We start from the raw sequence: 14,806 nt of genomic DNA, 5'->3' as shown, positions 1-14,806 counted from the left end.
TCTGTCATCAAAGTGGTCCCCACTACTCGAAGTGATGGACATCACTTTGGACACTCTCAACGTCGATGTCGATATGGCCTTCGAATGACGCTTACGTCCTGTCCGGCTCTCGCGCCGAGAACCGCCAACCTGCCTAGTTCCGCGATGCGAACGAGGGCGCCACGAGCATTTCCGGCCGGCAGTTGCCGAGCACCTACAAGCTCAATTCCCAACAGGAGTCTCGACAACGCTGACGACTTGGTGCCCATTCCGCGCGCCAAGTCCGCAAGGGGCACATACGTTTGCCGGAACGCCAGCAACTGATGTGGCAGCACCACCCTGCATGGCTGGCCACGTAGCGCAATCGACTGCGAATCCAGCAGGCCCTGGTCTATCCAGTGTGAGATGCTTTCCCACTTCCAGCCTGTGAACTTCGACAACTGCTGAATCGACATACCCGCTTCAAGTAATGGAGTGCCGAAGTACGACACAACGTCATCGCGCCGAAAGACCATGTCGCCGAATCGTCGGCCGCGAACGACCGCTTTTATCCTGCCGTCAGCGATGGCCAGCATCAGGTTCTGGATGGCCTGATGGTCGCCCATGCGTCGACTGGTGAATTCTGACCACAGGACTTTCTCGTCCTCGCCGGCTGCAGCCGGCTCGGCTGCGACGCGAACGCGCTCGAACAGTCCCACCACGGAGCCGCGTTCGACCTGGCCGCCTTTGAGGATGTCCTGTCGCCAGTTGACGTCAGAACGAACGACGCCGGCGGCCATCATGTGTTCCAGCACGGACGACGGCACGCCCGCCAGTTCGCAGGCCTGCGCGCACGTCATCCATTCACTACGCCGCGCCTGGATACGGGATACTTCGGCGCGCGGAATTTCATAGAGCTGGCCGCGGGTTCCGGCGCGACGCGTGCGGTATCCACACTCCCCGGTCTGGATAGCCTTGTGAAGCCGGGATAAGCTGACTCCGACGGCGCTAGCCGCGTCAGGAGCACGCATGTATTCGGTTGCGTCCTGCGCCAATGCTTTCGCAGAGTCGAGCCCAAGGATGCCATCGAACCGCTCAGCAGCAACTTCGATGACTACCGTGAGAAGCGGCTCGAGGGCAGTGCCCTGGCAGAGCTTGCGCAGGTCAACGTACCAGCGGCCCAGCAGCGTGTTGAGTGTTCGCGCCTCGGGGCTGCCTGCTGCGATGCGCTTCTCGACGTGGGACCTAAAGCCCGCTGGCCAGTCTGCGAGCAGCGTTTCGAGAGGTTCCAGAAAAGCGACAGCCTCGGCGATGGAATTCGGTAGGGCGGCACCTCGGCGAGGTGCCGGGATTGTCAGGTAGGCGTACAGGCAGAGCGTGCGGACAGCCTGAACCAGACCATTGATATCCACGCCACGCAGGCACGGCTCGACGCTGCCTGACTCTTTGCCCGCACTCGCAATCAGCGTCGACAACCACTGCTGGGAGCGGGTTGCCGGAATACGAGGAAGCATACGCAGTTCGTGACCGCAATCGCACCGGTCGATGTGGTACCGATGCGGCGACAGCAACTCACCGCACTCGCTGCATCTGTCGACCAGCTGAATACGATGATGAGAACACGCCGTGACATACGTGTGTTCCCAGTAATGCCTCAGATATGGTTCGTCTAGGCAGGCCGGACAGACCGCGTCGGTCTGTGCGCGATGCAGGCGACCCCAGCTACGGCAGGTGGCTTCCTGCTGGCTCGCAAAGTTCGCCCATGCACTTTCGAGACCGAGCTGTCCTGCAATGAATTCGGCATGCCCGAGCAAAGCGCTGCGGCTGCGCTGGACGCCAGCAAGTCCTGCGAGCTCGCGCCAGTTGGACAGTACGTTGTCGGCAGTGAGCCCGCGATAGTAGCCGAAGCCCGATTCGTCCTCCCTCGGCGCACGCGTTACAAGTAGGCTCATTGGACACCTCCAGCCTGCTCGCGGATGATGGGAACTGCGAGGTCGGTGTCGTTCATGACGTGCACGAAGGCTTGATGAAGCGCCGCAGGGGAGACTTCTGTCAGCGTGGCTTCCGGATTCGCGAACGCCGGAAAGTGCGGAGAACCAGCGGCTTCGACACGGGCCGCTGCGTTCGCGCAGTCAGCGAACGTAAGTATCCGTGGCGATTCGCTCGCCATCTGGCTCGCCAACTCCTGCATGAACCGGCTCAGTACGCCAATCAATCCGGCGCTCAGCAGGTAGCACTGATAGGTCAGTGCCGACGCCGGCAGGTCTATCGGATAGCCGGACTCGCGAAAAAGATTGGCATAGGTCGCTACACAGATATGAAAGGCTTTCATGTTTTCAGGGATGCGTGAGTCATAAGGCAACAGAAGGCGCCGCGCCGACGCCCTCGTGCGCAATTGCTCGTTGCATTCGAACAGGCGCTCGAGACGGGGCACGCCAAACATGAACACTGTCCGATTGTGCGAGTCCGCCAGTGTCTTGAACCAGTCGCCAGCTCCGCGCGGCGGTATCCGCGCACCAGGCTCTACAAGATGGCTCGCTTCCTCAAAAATCACAACACGCGTATTGGCGGCCTTCAACTGTTCCAGCATCCTGCCGCGCATTGCTACTGTCGTAAGACTGCGCTGCACTGGCAGGCCGAGTGCGTCGAGGACGCTCAATGGCAGCTGCAATGGCGATACGGGCGTTGGTACTGGCACCACAAGCACCGGCACATTGCGCCGTCCGTCCACCTTCCTTTCCGGAAAAGCACGACTCAATGCATTGATGAGCATCGACTTGCCCACACGCGACGGACCCATTACACGCTCGATGCGGCTCGCACCCCCGTCTAGGGCATCCTCAATGCGTTGCCTGAGCGGCTTGAAGTGCTCAAGGAAAAGTGGATGAGGGAGCTCACATTTTTCAATTGCGATGCGTAGTTGCTTTGCGGGCGTCATTAGAGTAAGTCTCCGCTGTTACGGTCGAGCAGTGGGAGCAGGGACACGTCGTCGAACATCGGACTGATTGGCGGCATGGAAGCCGGCGGTGTTTCCGAAGCTTCAGTCGGCCCGGCCTTCGAGAGCTTCGGCGGCGGCACCGGGCGCGGCGCCTGGGCCGCGCGCCCGACTGCCTTGGCCTCTTTCTCCCGACGCGCGGTCTCGCGATTACGCTCGTATTTGCTAGGCTTTTTGCGCTTGGGTGCAAGAGAATCGGCCACGACGGCGTCGCGCATGTCCTGGTCAAACTTCTTGGCCTGGGGTGCCGGTTTGAAGCCAGACTTGTGCTTTGTGAACTGGTCTTTCGCCTCCTTGAAGGACCAGGCGGGAGTCTCGGGTTTCAGGTGCTCAAACGGCAACGCTACGAGCGGAAGGTCGTCGCCCTCGTAAATATAGACATGTCGGAAATCGTCTGGGTTGAAAAGCACGTGAAGCATCCGTTGTTCTCCGTACCTTCCAATCAAAGCCTCAATCTCCTCGTCCTTGTAGTGCAGTCCTTCTATTGTGATGCCTGTTTTTCTGCTTAGCCGGCGCTCCGTGTGCTCGTAAAGCGCCGCCAGCCATTCAGCGCGCGATGGCGGAAGGGAAATGGCGAAGCAAGAGGCCTCAAAATATTTCCAGCGCTCGGCGGGCGTGTCACCCATAGGCAGACCCGTGAGGACAGCGTCCCATTGCAAACGCTCAAGTGGCTTGTGAATCCACTTTTCGTAGTACCAGCGAACAATACGGCACTCAAGCTCATCGAGCGTCGGGAGGTTGTCACCCAGAGCCATCGGGTCACGCTGCCCGTCTTTACCGTCCATGCGGGTGCAGCCCGCCAGGCCTTCCAGTTCTTCCTTGAGCGAGCGGTTCAGACGCTCGATGAAGGGCTTCTCTTGTCCGGCTCTTGCTCTGCAGTGTTTGACGTCGGTACCGAGCTTCTCCAAGTTTTGGATGCGACTTTTTTTGTTCTCCGCGCCGTTATCGAAGACAAGCTGCGCGGGCGTGCCGCACACGTTCATGTCGTGGTCGACACCAATTTCCTTGAAGCGCTTCAGCTTGATAGGCGCCATGTACATCTCCGCGCACGCAAGTGTGTCAGCATCCGTTGGGGCGCCGACAACCAGACGCCAGCCGAGCGGATAGCCCGTGCAGCAGTCAATGGCATGCACGAGATAGACCATGCTGGTCATTCCGCCCGGTGTCTGGCAGACGAACGGCAAGTGCAAGGCATCCTGCTCAACCCGCTCGAAAGGGGCCTCGGAACGGATGCGGTTTTTCGCAAATGACTTACCAGCAACGGCGTCCTCCGGCAGCATCCGACTGTGCTCTGGGTCGGGATTCAGAGAATGCAGGATTGTCTTCTTTACGTATCGGAGGCTTACCGGAGAATTGTCCGCAGGCACGAACGCACCGCGCACGGTGCGGTTGACATGGTCGGTCAACCTCCTCAGGGACCACCGTGACATGGGCACCAGGTAATGTTGCTCGGCGGCAGCGCATATCGTGTTATCAACCTCTCGTGGATACCGCGGTACGCGGTTGCCTTTGTTTTTGCTTCCGCGCAGCACCGGCAGGCCGGCCACATCGGACTTTCTATACCGATACATCGTCGATGGTGGCGGAAATGGATGGTAATTCGGCGAATCCCCTTGACGGTACTCTTCGGCAGCGAGTCGATACGCTTGCAGAAAGCTGAGACCGCGCTGATTCTGAATATCGCGGATATGCCGAATCGCCTCGTGGATAAAGCGGCTCCGTTCATGAAGCACCTTGTCTTCTGGTTGTGCGGCCAGACTGAAACGGGGCTTGCCGACGCGAAGCACAGTCAGCTTGCCGGCGTAGATACCCGTATGAATGTCAGCCAATTTCTCGTATCGGTCCTCGCGCTTTTCCGCATCGAACACCTTGATGTATCCGCCCCGCGGAGTAGGGTCAATGACCTCCCAGTAGGCGGTATGATTCCTGGGCGGAGCGAGCCGGTCGTGAAGGAGCAGCGCGCGGTTCATTTTTCTACTCCTTCAAGCAGACAGAGAGGGTCCAGGTCTCCGTACGCGAGCGAAAGTTCGAGCGTGCCGCAAATGGTGTGGCTGACGAGGTCTGCCGCGAGCACACCACCAACTAGCAACACTGGAATTAGACCGGGAGAAAGTGCGAGGTCTGAGCAAAGCGTACGCAACGAGACAGTACCGTCCTGGCAGCGAGCTGTGACGCGTTCGACCAGCCCGTCTGTCAGGTGCGACCTTACCTGGTGCATAGCCTGCTTGAGCGCCCGCGAATTCATTCGTACCGGGTGCGCGGTATTTGCCGGAAGGACCACGGTTCGCAACGGATAGCCGTTCGCAACCAGAACCGGACGGGCGCGCGCAATCTTGTCCCAATAGACGTCGTCGCCCTGAAAGCCTTCGGTCTTGACCTCCACAGCGTGGTGCAGGCCATCCTGCCAGTCGATGCCGAAGTCGACGGTGTAGAACTTCGGACCGGGCGCATCACGATGCTTGTGCCAGGCATTGCGTACCGCTTCTCTCGTGAACAGCATGCGCTGGTCAATCAGGTCGACACAAAACGGCTGTGGCTGGAAAGCCCTGACGCGTGGGTCAATCGCCAGAAGGTGCGCGACGAATCGTTCGGCATCGGATTCGACAATCAGATGGCCATTCGCTTTATCGCTGTACAGACCGAACTTCGCCTTACCGTACGTCGACGCCGTGTGACGGATGCCGACGTTGACGCCATTCAGGCGCCCACGACGGCCATAGGACGCGGGAGTTCGGGTCATAGCGCACCTCTTCCCGCAGGCAGCGATAAGTCTGGGTCCAGACGTATCAGAATATACGTAGGAACCAGTGCCGTGTTAGGCGATTTGGTAGTGAGTTGTCTGTTCATCATATGCCATCAATTGAGCTGCCAACTGCCAGACTTACGACTGGAAATTGAGGAACTTTAAGCGCTCTTCGACCAACGTTACACGCAAAAACTCTGATGATTACCGGTGCGAAAATGATTCGGCTGTTGAAAATATTTTTTGCGTTACGCGCGTGTAACGTCATCGTTACACGGCGTAGTGGTGACGTTACGGAGACGCTGTTGTCGACGCCACGGTGGTCGAGATAACGCGGATAAAACCTTGGGAATACACCGTGCACCGGTGAGCTTGCGCGGCAGACGCAGCCAGATTTTCGGTGATGATGGACAAGCGCGTGCGCAATGTACCAACCTGCGCGGCGCGAGTGTGCATCAGCAATACCTGCCCTTTCTGGACAAGAGATGTTGCCGTTGGCTAACGTGATGGCAGACATGAGCACACTCCCTCGCCGCACAGTGGAGGAAACCGCAGGGCTCGTAAGAAAGGGCCTGCCGCGTCGCGCTCTTCTGCATTGCGACCGTAAGCCGGTCGCGGCGGCAGTGGCATGTTTGGCTTCTTCGGGCGTAGGCCTGAACAGCTGCGCAACCTAGCTGGACCAATGGGTGGGTCGCCACGGGTTGCAGCCCGCGGCTATCCGGCCGTTTTCGATATCGAGTCGAACGCACCCAGGTGCAAGCGCAACCGGACATTGACTTGGCGCTTACGCTGAAAATATGACCACACGGCAGGCGAGCGTCGGCTCGGAGGAGCTACGATAGGACCTTTCCTCGGCTTCGCTTCCAACGAAGAGGTTAAGTAGGTTCGACCATCGTTGCTTGCGGCCAAGCTTATTTCTCGCCATACTGCAAATTAATGATTGGTGTCGCATTTTCACGTTATCCGATGCTGTAATTGCAGGTGCCGTCCACTGCGACATTGCTTACACCGAGTGCATCGCCCTGGCATCTAGTCGCCAGATTCGAAGCAGGGCAGATGAGGCCAGCGCTTGCTGGTATCCGACCTGCTCACATTAGCAACATGCCCTTAGTGTCCATCGTTCTGCAGTTCTGGATTGGCATTGCGCAACGGCGCATCGAAAACCAACTACTCCCCTCGAGTACGGGCGTGACATTGGCTAGTTGCAAGCACATCGACTTTTCCGCATAACCGCGACATTTGTCACGTTTAATTTAGCTCATTTCACCCAAAAGACAAGGGACTTTTTGTGAGCGAGGCAGATACACTGTGGTTGGACCTGGCTTCCCGAGTTATCCGCGTCGCGCTTGAGCGAAAGGGCGTCGGCTACGCAGCGCTTGCCGATACGTTGACGTCTATCGGGGTCAAAGAAACGGAGCGTTCGCTAATCTCCCGCGTCTCGCGCGGGACCGTCAAATTAACCTTGCTCTTGCAAATCATTGACGTAACTCGTGCGCTCCCTCCGCGCTGCTGGGTTGACGCCCTCAGCACTGACAATACGTGGGAAGTCCGAGCGCAGGTCGTCGTCGCGGCGGAATTAGCCCAGAAGCCATGGGTCACCCCACAAAAGTTGCAAAGGGCTCTCGCAGACATTGGCGTTGACATCAGCGAAAGAGCACTCATTTCGCAGTTGTCATCTGGGGCAATCCCCCTCTCCCTCTTTCTTCAGTGCATTGTCGTGCTCGGAAGTTCCAGTCTTGACCGATACATCGACTTCCCCGACCTCGTGTCCGCGGTCCGCCCAAACGTAAACGACAACATCGGCGAATGAGGATGCTGTCGATGTTGCTTGCGTTTTTGACAACGCCCACTAAACTTAAATCGTGAGACATTTGTAGCGAATTATGTGGCCGGTTTCGTCCGAATCCGTTGTGGCCGAGAGGACGGTTGCAGCAGGTTTGGCTTGTGGGAGCACGGGTATGACGAAGCCCGAGGAGAGGACCAAAGCCGTCGTCGAAACGCGAGACTTCCTTCGAATTCTCGCGGCGGCCGACGAAATTACCATCCCGGGCCTCGTTCAAGCTGTCGCAGCCGGCCTGCTTGAACACTATCCGATTGATGCAGACCTAGGTTTGTCTGCTTCCGCGCTGCCGAGTATTTGGGCTTATCCAAATCAGAACTGAAGCGCGAACTCATGAAAACCGCCCCACGACTCAGAGACCGAGTCATCGATATGTCACCGGAATCGCATTGACGTGGTAGCAATCGATGATTCAGTCTGCGGTGCCTATCATTGTGGTAGTGAGCTGGGCGACCTGGTCCAGAATTTCCTGCTACTCGACTCGATGCGAGGCATCAGCGATGAAGGCGCTCAGCAGCGCATTCGAGATTGGCTTACCGAGGTGCACAAAGACTGCAGCGCATAGCTTTCCTCGTTGGTAAAACGGAGCGTAGCAAGTCTGCAACTTCCCACGCGATATATGTCGTGGAGGTACCGTAACATGCTGAAAGTAACTGTCGAAATCTGGCCGGGCGGGCGCAAGAGCGGTCGCAGGGTGCTCGCGACCACATATATCGGGCGAATCAAGGATGGTGCGCTCGCCGACTACCGGGTCGAACTGCACGAGGATGTGCAGGATGATACGGGCAGCGCAAACCTGCTTGATTATCCGCGCTACTCCGCAACCCTTTGGGACATGGTAGCTCGCGTAATTGCGGTCACGCTGACAGGGACAGAGGAACTGCCCCCACGGCCCCGGCAACTTGATGTTCCTGTTCACGCTGCGGGTGACACTTCATACGTTCGCCTCCGGGAGATACCGGAACCAGCGCGAAGCCTGTTCCAAAAGCGTATCGAATATTCGACACGCCCGCTAATTGAAGAAGACCCCGAGTCAAGGGACTGTGCTTATGCCTGGGATTGGACCGATTTTTTGGCCGGACACAGGTAGTGCCGTCGATATTGACCAGGTGGGCTCTGACATGAAGTGGCTAACCCGATTCGCTTCATCGCAGAAGAATATCGATGGTGTTGCGAAGTGGTTCGGCGGGGCCATTGCGTTACTCGGCGCGGTCCTCGTTCTCTCCATATTGGTCCCCAAGATTTTCAAATGAATGCAACCGCTGTGGTTTCTGACGATTTCAAGAGGAAGCTATGGTCGGGACTTTGCTCTGGCGCGCTACCCAAGCCTTTTGTCGACGGTAACGACGAGTGATATGGCATCCGATTCAATTGAGAAAGGAGATGAAGCGGCTCAACCCTGTTTCAGAATGGCTCCTTCGCTTCGCCTCATTGCAAAAGAACGTTGACTGCGTCGCGATTTGGCTAGGTGGGACCGTCTCAGTCATCTGCATAGTGTCCGCTGTCGCGGTCGTCATCTACACGCTACTCCGGTGAGGGGCACATGAACGTTATGGAAGCAGCCAAGTACCTTTTCGTCAGCCGTCCGCACGTTCGGGTTCTCGTTGAACGTGGCGCTCTGACCGGCACTCCCACCAAGAACGGGGATTACGAAATCGATGATGCATCCGTCGAAAACTATGCTGCGGCTAGGAAGCGCGCTGCCAAAGAGTGGCTCGACTCGCAGACTGAAGATAAGGAGCCGCCCGGCCTATAGAGCTCGTCGCACACTACCTGGATATTCATCGCGCGTCGGCGGTCGCGTCAAAGGTCCCACCCAATCGAACAGGACCGGCGCGCGGTGCGTTGTGAAAGAAGTCCATACCGCCGCCGAGGAAAGCCATGAAATGGCTGTTTCGCTTCGTAGAGTCACAGAAGAATGTCGATTTCGTGGTCGAGTGGGTCGGCCGGATAGCTCTGGTGCTCGGACTGATAGTCGGCTTCATCTTTGTGGTCGCAATCATCCGGAAATGACTTTCGTTACTCGCTGGGCGCGGGTGATGTCTATCAAGGAGTTCAGATGCCAACCTACGACGAGGATGTCTCCGCGTGGGCTTTTGAACAAGCTCGATTTCTGCGGGAACATCGTTTTGACCTGCTGGACATCGCGCACCTTGCCGATGAGATTGAAGATGTCGCGAAGGCGGAACTGCGTGAGCTCACCAAACAGATGTCGGTCCTGCTCGCTAATTTACTCAAGTGGCACTACCTGCCAGCCGAGCGCACTGATAGTCGTTCGGCAATGATTGAGGCTCGACGGTTAGGGGCGGCCGAAATTCTGGACGACTCTCCGAGCCTGCGTGCTCGGATTGATGAACCACGAACGTTCCCGTTGATATGGGCAGACGCACTCGCTCAGGCGGCGACTGAAAACGGACTCGATTGGTTTCCATCGGAATGTCCTTGGACAATCGACGATGTTCTTTCTGAGGACTGGTTGCCAGCCAATGCCTCGAAGCGTCGCCACGTGGACCTGAGAGCCCTGACGTTCGACATCGATGCTACTTATCTACGCGTTGGTGGGAAAGGTGGTGCCCGCATCCGCTACTGTCGTATTAATGTTGGGCGCCCTACGAAAGGCCTTAACGGTAAAGCGGGGGCGACAATTTCGCGTATGGCATTCGTGATTTGCATGCTCGCGCCCGATTTAGTGGACACGATTCTCACCATGCCATCGGGGGCACTCGGACGTTCGGTCAAAGCGGCGGTGCGTCGCGCACGAACAGCGAAACACACTCGGGGATTGGTCCGGCGTCGTCCGGTAAGCACGGTCTTTCGTATCCGAGACAATCAGCGCTGATGGAACAATCCGCGTCAACACCAGATATCAACTCATCGCGAAACTTGCGATGTCGACGAAGGAGGCGAAGTGACCCAAGTCTTTGCATGGGGCTACGTGGGGTGGATGACGCAGCGGGCCTCGGGCTATTCGTTGTCGGGGTACATCGACGGCCGGGAATTTGACGTTGTCACGGACCTGCCGCAAGAGGCTGAGAGCGCATTCGCTCGCGCAGCGCGTTCGGCGTGGTTGCGCCGCAAGCTGCGGGGCCTTCGGGGCCTACCCGCGCGGGAGTCCCCGCCCATTAATTCGCTAGATACCTACCATGAAGTCTCTCTCAGAACGATTTTCGTGGCTGTCGTGACCACGTTATGGAGCCGTGTATCCCGGTGACCGACTAAAAATCAATCAGATGAAAGTGCGCGAATCCAAGCGTGCGCGCGACCGCGTCATGCCCAGCCCCGGGAACGTGGCCACCTCTTCAATTAGATACTCGGCCTCCTCCTGGACGAGCGCCCACTCTTCGCGCAGAAGCCGCACGGCCTCCTCGACGACCACATGGCTCAACTCACAGCTGTCGATGTCCGTGACACGCATTTGAGCGAGGTTAGAACGCGAGGCCTCGCCAAAGGAAATTCTGGAGAACAAGGCATCGACCATAGCGCCAGCGTCGCCCGTCTCGCCGCTCAGGATGTCCTCGGCCAGCAGGCCAGCCATACCGACTATTCCCTCCAGTTCGCGGGTAGCTCCGGAACGGTGGCCCCAAGCGACAGCGCCAGCGTCCGTTCCATCTGGGGAAGGTGCGGGGACGGAACTTACCGAGCCACATTCTTCTCCTCTGGATTTCTGCTCTCGTTCTTCCGCACGACCGCGTCGCCGTCGCCGCCGAAGTGCGTGTAAAGTATCTTGTGACCCGCTTCGTAGTAAGCGGCGTCGCGCAGCTCGCTGGCGGCTATCTGTTCGTCCGTGAAGTAAATCATGTTCGTTGAATTTAGCCCGTGCCGTTAGGTCAACGGTATAGCTCCGTGAAGCGGATGCGTTGCCGAAAGTTTCATGTATATCGTGCTCATGGTTAGCATAGCTAACCTCCGGCCGCTCATCTCCTCGACGCATCGAACGCCCGCGATGTCGCCCCCGGAGCTGTGAGTTCTGAAAATTGAATATTTCCCTGCGGACGGGATTTCCGAGACGGCCCAGGACGGGGTAGGTGTTTCAAATCACACGTCTCGTTATACACAAATTCACTGGTAATCCGCGTTCCAAATATATTGCACTCACTACTGACAAGTGAGGCACGTATGAAACGAATCTTTGCGCTGATTCTGATGGCTGTATGTCTCGGAACCACGTTGAGCGACTGCATCGTTGTGCCAGGAGGCGGCTAACCGCAGACGACCGGCAGGACTTCAAATGCTGAATCGAGTGCGTCTCTGCCGCGAACGTCGTCGACGCAGAACTCAGTTCGGTGGCCCGCTTGGTTGCTCGAATCGCGTCCGGTGCTTCGGCGGCTTCCTGTTACCCGACAAACGCGCAGTACTCTCATTGCCATTGATTTGCGCGGACGTACCGCACCCACGTTGTCATCTGCAAGAGGTGTTGCAACCACGCAGTAAGGGAACGACGGCCCAGCGTTCGTTTGGCAAGTCCAGGAAGTGCCGCTGCCAACACTAATCCGATGGTTGTGGATTCCCTTACCCTTACGTCTCGAACGGTCGACGAACACGATAACGATTCAGCCGCGGCGACGCTTGAAAATGTGACCTTACACGTACCACCGGGTCCCGAGCAGAAAATTCAAACACCTCTGATAAATATCGCGAGCCATCGTCGACGTGAAATCAAGTCGCAGATTGTCGTCAAACATTGAAGCAACGGTGCTACCGTTTAAAGCCAAATGAAGTTCCGATTCAATGCGCTGCGCAAATGCGCAAGCCCTCGTTGCGACCATTACACGTCGTATCAAGTCTTCATCGCGCTTGTTTGAGTGCAACCACATCTGAACCGATTCTACGGTGTGTGGAACCGACATCCAGCCCCCTGTCGCATGTCGGGTGACGAGTTGTGAAATAACGAGGTATGCGAGCAATTCTGATTGCGCTCGCAAGTCCTGCCGCAGCGGCATCGTCAAGTTGTCAGGAAACGAGCTTCGTTACGCTTGATTGTAGTTCGGCTCGGGACCCCGTCAAGCTTAGTACACCCATTACCTAGCGCTGTCGTTAGACTGCACCCAACTACCTCAACAATCTGCCCGACAGTCACGAAGCAGAAAGCGGATATCCGCGCAATGACCTTAAATCGACGTAAAACGCTCGTTCTCGTCGCTTGGTTGCAGCTTGGTTATTGTCCGGAAGGTCGTAAGCGAGTCGAGTGCTAGCACCGCTCGCAGATTTGAAACCAGACTCCCAATGGAATGAATGCTGCCGCCACCTGTTAATGCAGGGCACGGTCACCACTTATGGCCGCCGGCTCGTTAGAGGAAGACGACAGGGCGCGCGATGGAGGGGTCGTGCTCAACTTACGCTTGTCGATAGTGGGCGGAAAGACGTACCAGCTACTGTTACCATGCCCGAAAAAGAACAGCGCAAGGATTCCGTCTCGCACATACAGCTGCCGCTGCATCGCGCACAACTGGGCTCAGTCACACGAAACGGTAGGCCCGGAGCCGAAGCCTCAGCCAGCGATTTTTCGACCGGACAACGCAGAGAATGCTCGTTTGTGTTTTTTCATGCCCCCTCCAGCAGGTCTAGGGACACGCGACGCGGGGATGAGCGTCGGTAGTCAAGTGAGTATGCCTAAGCGTTGCAAAGCCCACACATCGACGTAGAATAACGAGCGCTGTTGCGGGGTATCTTTTATAAAAACGCTTGGGCCGGACCACGATGATTGTTGTTAACTACGAAGAGCAAGTCACGAACCCAGCTACTGGCGCCGTGGAGCACCAAGCGCTTGGGTCTGAAACTCACACCCAAATCACTGAGGTTCTGCTACCGTTCACGCCGACTCCCGCTGACCCCATCTTCATGACGAAGAAGTTTTCGGGAAGAGACGAATACCGATGGGAAGTCCTCGGCATAGGTCAAGATTACACACAGCCGCAACGCACTTACGTCGTTACCCTGTTGCGGCGCGAACCGGTAAAGAAAAATTACTACCTGAGTGCCATCCTCGCAGCGAAAAAAGCGACCCCGAAGAAGGTTATTTTCCGCAACGCTATTGTCGAGGTGGAGTACGGCCACGCAATGAACATTGGGGATGAGGCTGGCGGAGTCGAATCGAATAAGCGGTACGTCGATACTGTCCAACGTGGAAGCATGCCAAAAAGGCGTCTTGCCATCGTGAACCAAGTGCTGGAGCGAAAAGAACAAGACCTGATTCAAGTCATTCCAATTTCGTCTAGGAAGCCGGTGGACAACGAAAGCAGTCTGAGAATGGTGGACGTCACGGCATGTCTTTCGAACCTCATTCACTATCAGAAGCCGAGCTGGGCCATCTGCGAAATGATGGAAACCGTTGCGCCGAGCCGAATCATGGCGCCGATGCGCCGGAAGTTCACTGGAGCGAACGGCCAGGCTGTGGACCAACGAGACCTTGCTTTCGCAACGAAAATCACTTCGTCGATACGACAGGAGCTGGATGATGCGATGATGTACGCTGTCCATCAGAAATTCCGGATTGAGACCGCGCTGAATCTGCAAGAGACGAAAGAGTCGACGAAAGCGCTTCAGGTGCAAGTTGACCAGCTTAGTGACAAGGTGACGGCTCTTGAAGCGGACCTTGCATCTATCGCTGCGAGCCTCAATATGACCGTGGGTGAACTACTGGCGGAAGTCGCAAGGTAATCGGTTGATGCACAACGCGTCCTCGCGTAGGTCCGGCGCCAGCACAGTTGCTCATCGCACTCGAATCGGCTATACTATCGTTGTGATGGCGGTGGGAACCGGACAGTAACGGCCACCGCGACGGCGCAGTTCTAAGCCCTACTGATGCATTAACTTATCAAAGCAAAATCCGCCTTTTCTGGCGGATTTTGTGTTTATGGCTTGCGGAAATCACGCGAATCCGCGCCATTCCTTGCCTTTTCGGGCAGCACAACGCCTCCTCTTTGAATCTTTGGCGCCACACTGGCTCGGCGCAACTGTAGGCCGTTGTGCTCGTGTGGGGTTCGACACAGGAATGAACTTGGCGGTTATGACCGGTGTCGTGCCTGCCGCTTCGACGGTCAGTTGCAGCCGCTCTTCTAACGCATCCCTATTCCCGCGTCATCCCCTTGGCGAACCGGACATCCCCGGGTGCGTCTGCGCTCGCCCTACGGGCCCCGGAACGCACCCGAAGCTGAGCCTCAAGAGACGTCCCTGAGGTAAGCGGCTCGTCCCGGCCGTTATAGACGCTGGCTGAGGGCGACATCAAAGTGATGTCCATCATTTCCGATCTGATGGGCATCACTTTGACACA

Annotated in this window: 14 protein-coding genes; 7 read left to right on the top strand and 7 right to left on the bottom strand. The window is 57.1% G+C overall.

Going from position 1 to position 14,806, the window contains the following annotated elements; all coding sequences use genetic code 11:
• Positions 1-56: 56 nt before the first annotated feature.
• The 5 genes from P3T43_RS34975 to P3T43_RS34955 all read right to left on the bottom strand — a co-directional run bounded on the left by P3T43_RS34975 (position 57) and on the right by P3T43_RS34955 (position 6,213).
• Positions 57-1,433 carry a hypothetical protein gene (locus tag P3T43_RS34975; RefSeq protein ID WP_429285560.1) on the bottom strand — a complete coding sequence of 459 codons (1,377 nt, stop codon included), beginning with the start codon at positions 1,431-1,433 and terminating at the stop codon, positions 57-59.
• A 473-nt stretch (positions 1,434-1,906) separates the two neighbouring features.
• Positions 1,907-2,896 carry an ATP-binding protein gene (locus tag P3T43_RS34970; RefSeq protein ID WP_429285559.1) on the bottom strand — a complete coding sequence of 330 codons (990 nt, stop codon included), beginning with the start codon at positions 2,894-2,896 and terminating at the stop codon, positions 1,907-1,909.
• Positions 2,896-4,923, bottom strand: coding sequence for a Mu transposase C-terminal domain-containing protein (locus tag P3T43_RS34965; RefSeq protein WP_429285558.1), 2,028 nt, complete (start codon positions 4,921-4,923; stop codon positions 2,896-2,898). The genes P3T43_RS34970 and P3T43_RS34965 overlap by 1 nt, the downstream gene beginning before the upstream one ends.
• Entirely contained in the window at positions 4,920-5,693 is a 774-nt protein-coding gene (locus P3T43_RS34960) for a hypothetical protein (protein WP_429285557.1), read from the bottom strand. The genes P3T43_RS34965 and P3T43_RS34960 overlap by 4 nt, the downstream gene beginning before the upstream one ends.
• 106 nt (positions 5,694-5,799) lie before the next feature.
• Complete coding sequence (locus P3T43_RS34955; protein ID WP_429285556.1) at positions 5,800-6,213, bottom strand: hypothetical protein; 414 nt, start codon at positions 6,211-6,213, stop codon at positions 5,800-5,802.
• A gap of 771 nt (positions 6,214-6,984) precedes the next feature.
• Between P3T43_RS34955 and P3T43_RS34950 the strand changes: the two genes are divergently transcribed.
• From P3T43_RS34950 to P3T43_RS34925, 6 genes are all read left to right on the top strand, one after another.
• Positions 6,985-7,506 (top strand): DUF6471 domain-containing protein, encoded by a 522-nt coding sequence (locus P3T43_RS34950; protein ID WP_429285555.1) that lies wholly within the window; start codon positions 6,985-6,987, stop codon positions 7,504-7,506.
• A gap of 148 nt (positions 7,507-7,654) precedes the next feature.
• Complete coding sequence (locus P3T43_RS34945; RefSeq protein WP_429285554.1) at positions 7,655-7,858, top strand: BPSL0761 family protein; 204 nt, start codon at positions 7,655-7,657, stop codon at positions 7,856-7,858.
• 318 nt (positions 7,859-8,176) lie between these two features.
• Positions 8,177-8,626, top strand: a complete 450-nt coding sequence (locus P3T43_RS34940; protein ID WP_429285553.1) for a hypothetical protein — start codon at positions 8,177-8,179, stop codon at positions 8,624-8,626.
• Between the two features lie 453 nt (positions 8,627-9,079).
• Positions 9,080-9,292 carry a hypothetical protein gene (locus P3T43_RS34935; protein ID WP_429285552.1) on the top strand — a complete coding sequence of 71 codons (213 nt, stop codon included), beginning with the start codon at positions 9,080-9,082 and terminating at the stop codon, positions 9,290-9,292.
• A 125-nt stretch (positions 9,293-9,417) separates the two neighbouring features.
• On the top strand, positions 9,418-9,549 hold the full coding sequence (locus tag P3T43_RS34930; RefSeq protein ID WP_429285551.1) for a hypothetical protein: 132 nt from the start codon (positions 9,418-9,420) through the stop codon (positions 9,547-9,549).
• Positions 9,550-9,595: 46 nt separating this feature from the next.
• Positions 9,596-10,375, top strand: coding sequence for a DUF29 domain-containing protein (locus P3T43_RS34925; RefSeq protein WP_429285550.1), 780 nt, complete (start codon positions 9,596-9,598; stop codon positions 10,373-10,375).
• Between the two features lie 387 nt (positions 10,376-10,762).
• Here P3T43_RS34925 and P3T43_RS34920 read toward each other — a convergent pair whose 3' ends face one another.
• Both P3T43_RS34920 and P3T43_RS34915 read right to left on the bottom strand, forming a co-directional pair.
• Positions 10,763-11,071, bottom strand: coding sequence for a hypothetical protein (locus tag P3T43_RS34920; protein ID WP_429285549.1), 309 nt, complete (start codon positions 11,069-11,071; stop codon positions 10,763-10,765).
• Between the two features lie 98 nt (positions 11,072-11,169).
• Entirely contained in the window at positions 11,170-11,334 is a 165-nt protein-coding gene (locus tag P3T43_RS34915; protein ID WP_429285548.1) for a hypothetical protein, read from the bottom strand.
• Between the two features lie 1,899 nt (positions 11,335-13,233).
• Here P3T43_RS34915 and P3T43_RS34910 point away from each other — a divergent pair.
• Positions 13,234-14,193 carry a hypothetical protein gene (locus P3T43_RS34910; RefSeq protein WP_429285547.1) on the top strand — a complete coding sequence of 320 codons (960 nt, stop codon included), beginning with the start codon at positions 13,234-13,236 and terminating at the stop codon, positions 14,191-14,193.
• Positions 14,194-14,806 lie beyond the last annotated feature (613 nt).

The sequence above is a fragment of the Paraburkholderia sp. GAS41 genome (genome assembly GCF_050436545.1).
Lineage (GTDB): Bacteria > Pseudomonadota > Gammaproteobacteria > Burkholderiales > Burkholderiaceae > Paraburkholderia.
This window is presented reverse-complemented; position numbering and strand designations above follow the sequence as displayed.

Excerpts from the sequence above, each read along its gene's own strand:
- P3T43_RS34970 (WP_429285559.1), bottom strand. The coding sequence starts at position 2,896 with ATGACGCCCGCAAAGCAACTACGCATCGCAATTGAAAAATGTGAGCTC.
- P3T43_RS34965 (WP_429285558.1), bottom strand. The coding sequence starts at position 4,923 with ATGAACCGCGCGCTGCTCCTTCACGACCGGCTCGCTCCGCCCAGGAAT.
- P3T43_RS34960 (WP_429285557.1), bottom strand. The coding sequence starts at position 5,693 with ATGACCCGAACTCCCGCGTCCTATGGCCGTCGTGGGCGCCTGAATGGC.
- P3T43_RS34955 (WP_429285556.1), bottom strand. The coding sequence starts at position 6,213 with ATGTCTGCCATCACGTTAGCCAACGGCAACATCTCTTGTCCAGAAAGG.
- P3T43_RS34945 (WP_429285554.1), top strand. The coding sequence starts at position 7,655 with ATGACGAAGCCCGAGGAGAGGACCAAAGCCGTCGTCGAAACGCGAGAC.
- P3T43_RS34940 (WP_429285553.1), top strand. The coding sequence starts at position 8,177 with ATGCTGAAAGTAACTGTCGAAATCTGGCCGGGCGGGCGCAAGAGCGGT.
- P3T43_RS34935 (WP_429285552.1), top strand. The coding sequence starts at position 9,080 with ATGAACGTTATGGAAGCAGCCAAGTACCTTTTCGTCAGCCGTCCGCAC.
- P3T43_RS34930 (WP_429285551.1), top strand. The coding sequence starts at position 9,418 with ATGAAATGGCTGTTTCGCTTCGTAGAGTCACAGAAGAATGTCGATTTC.
- P3T43_RS34925 (WP_429285550.1), top strand. The coding sequence starts at position 9,596 with ATGCCAACCTACGACGAGGATGTCTCCGCGTGGGCTTTTGAACAAGCT.
- P3T43_RS34920 (WP_429285549.1), bottom strand. The coding sequence starts at position 11,071 with ATGGCTGGCCTGCTGGCCGAGGACATCCTGAGCGGCGAGACGGGCGAC.
- P3T43_RS34915 (WP_429285548.1), bottom strand. The coding sequence starts at position 11,334 with ATGATTTACTTCACGGACGAACAGATAGCCGCCAGCGAGCTGCGCGAC.
- P3T43_RS34910 (WP_429285547.1), top strand. The coding sequence starts at position 13,234 with ATGATTGTTGTTAACTACGAAGAGCAAGTCACGAACCCAGCTACTGGC.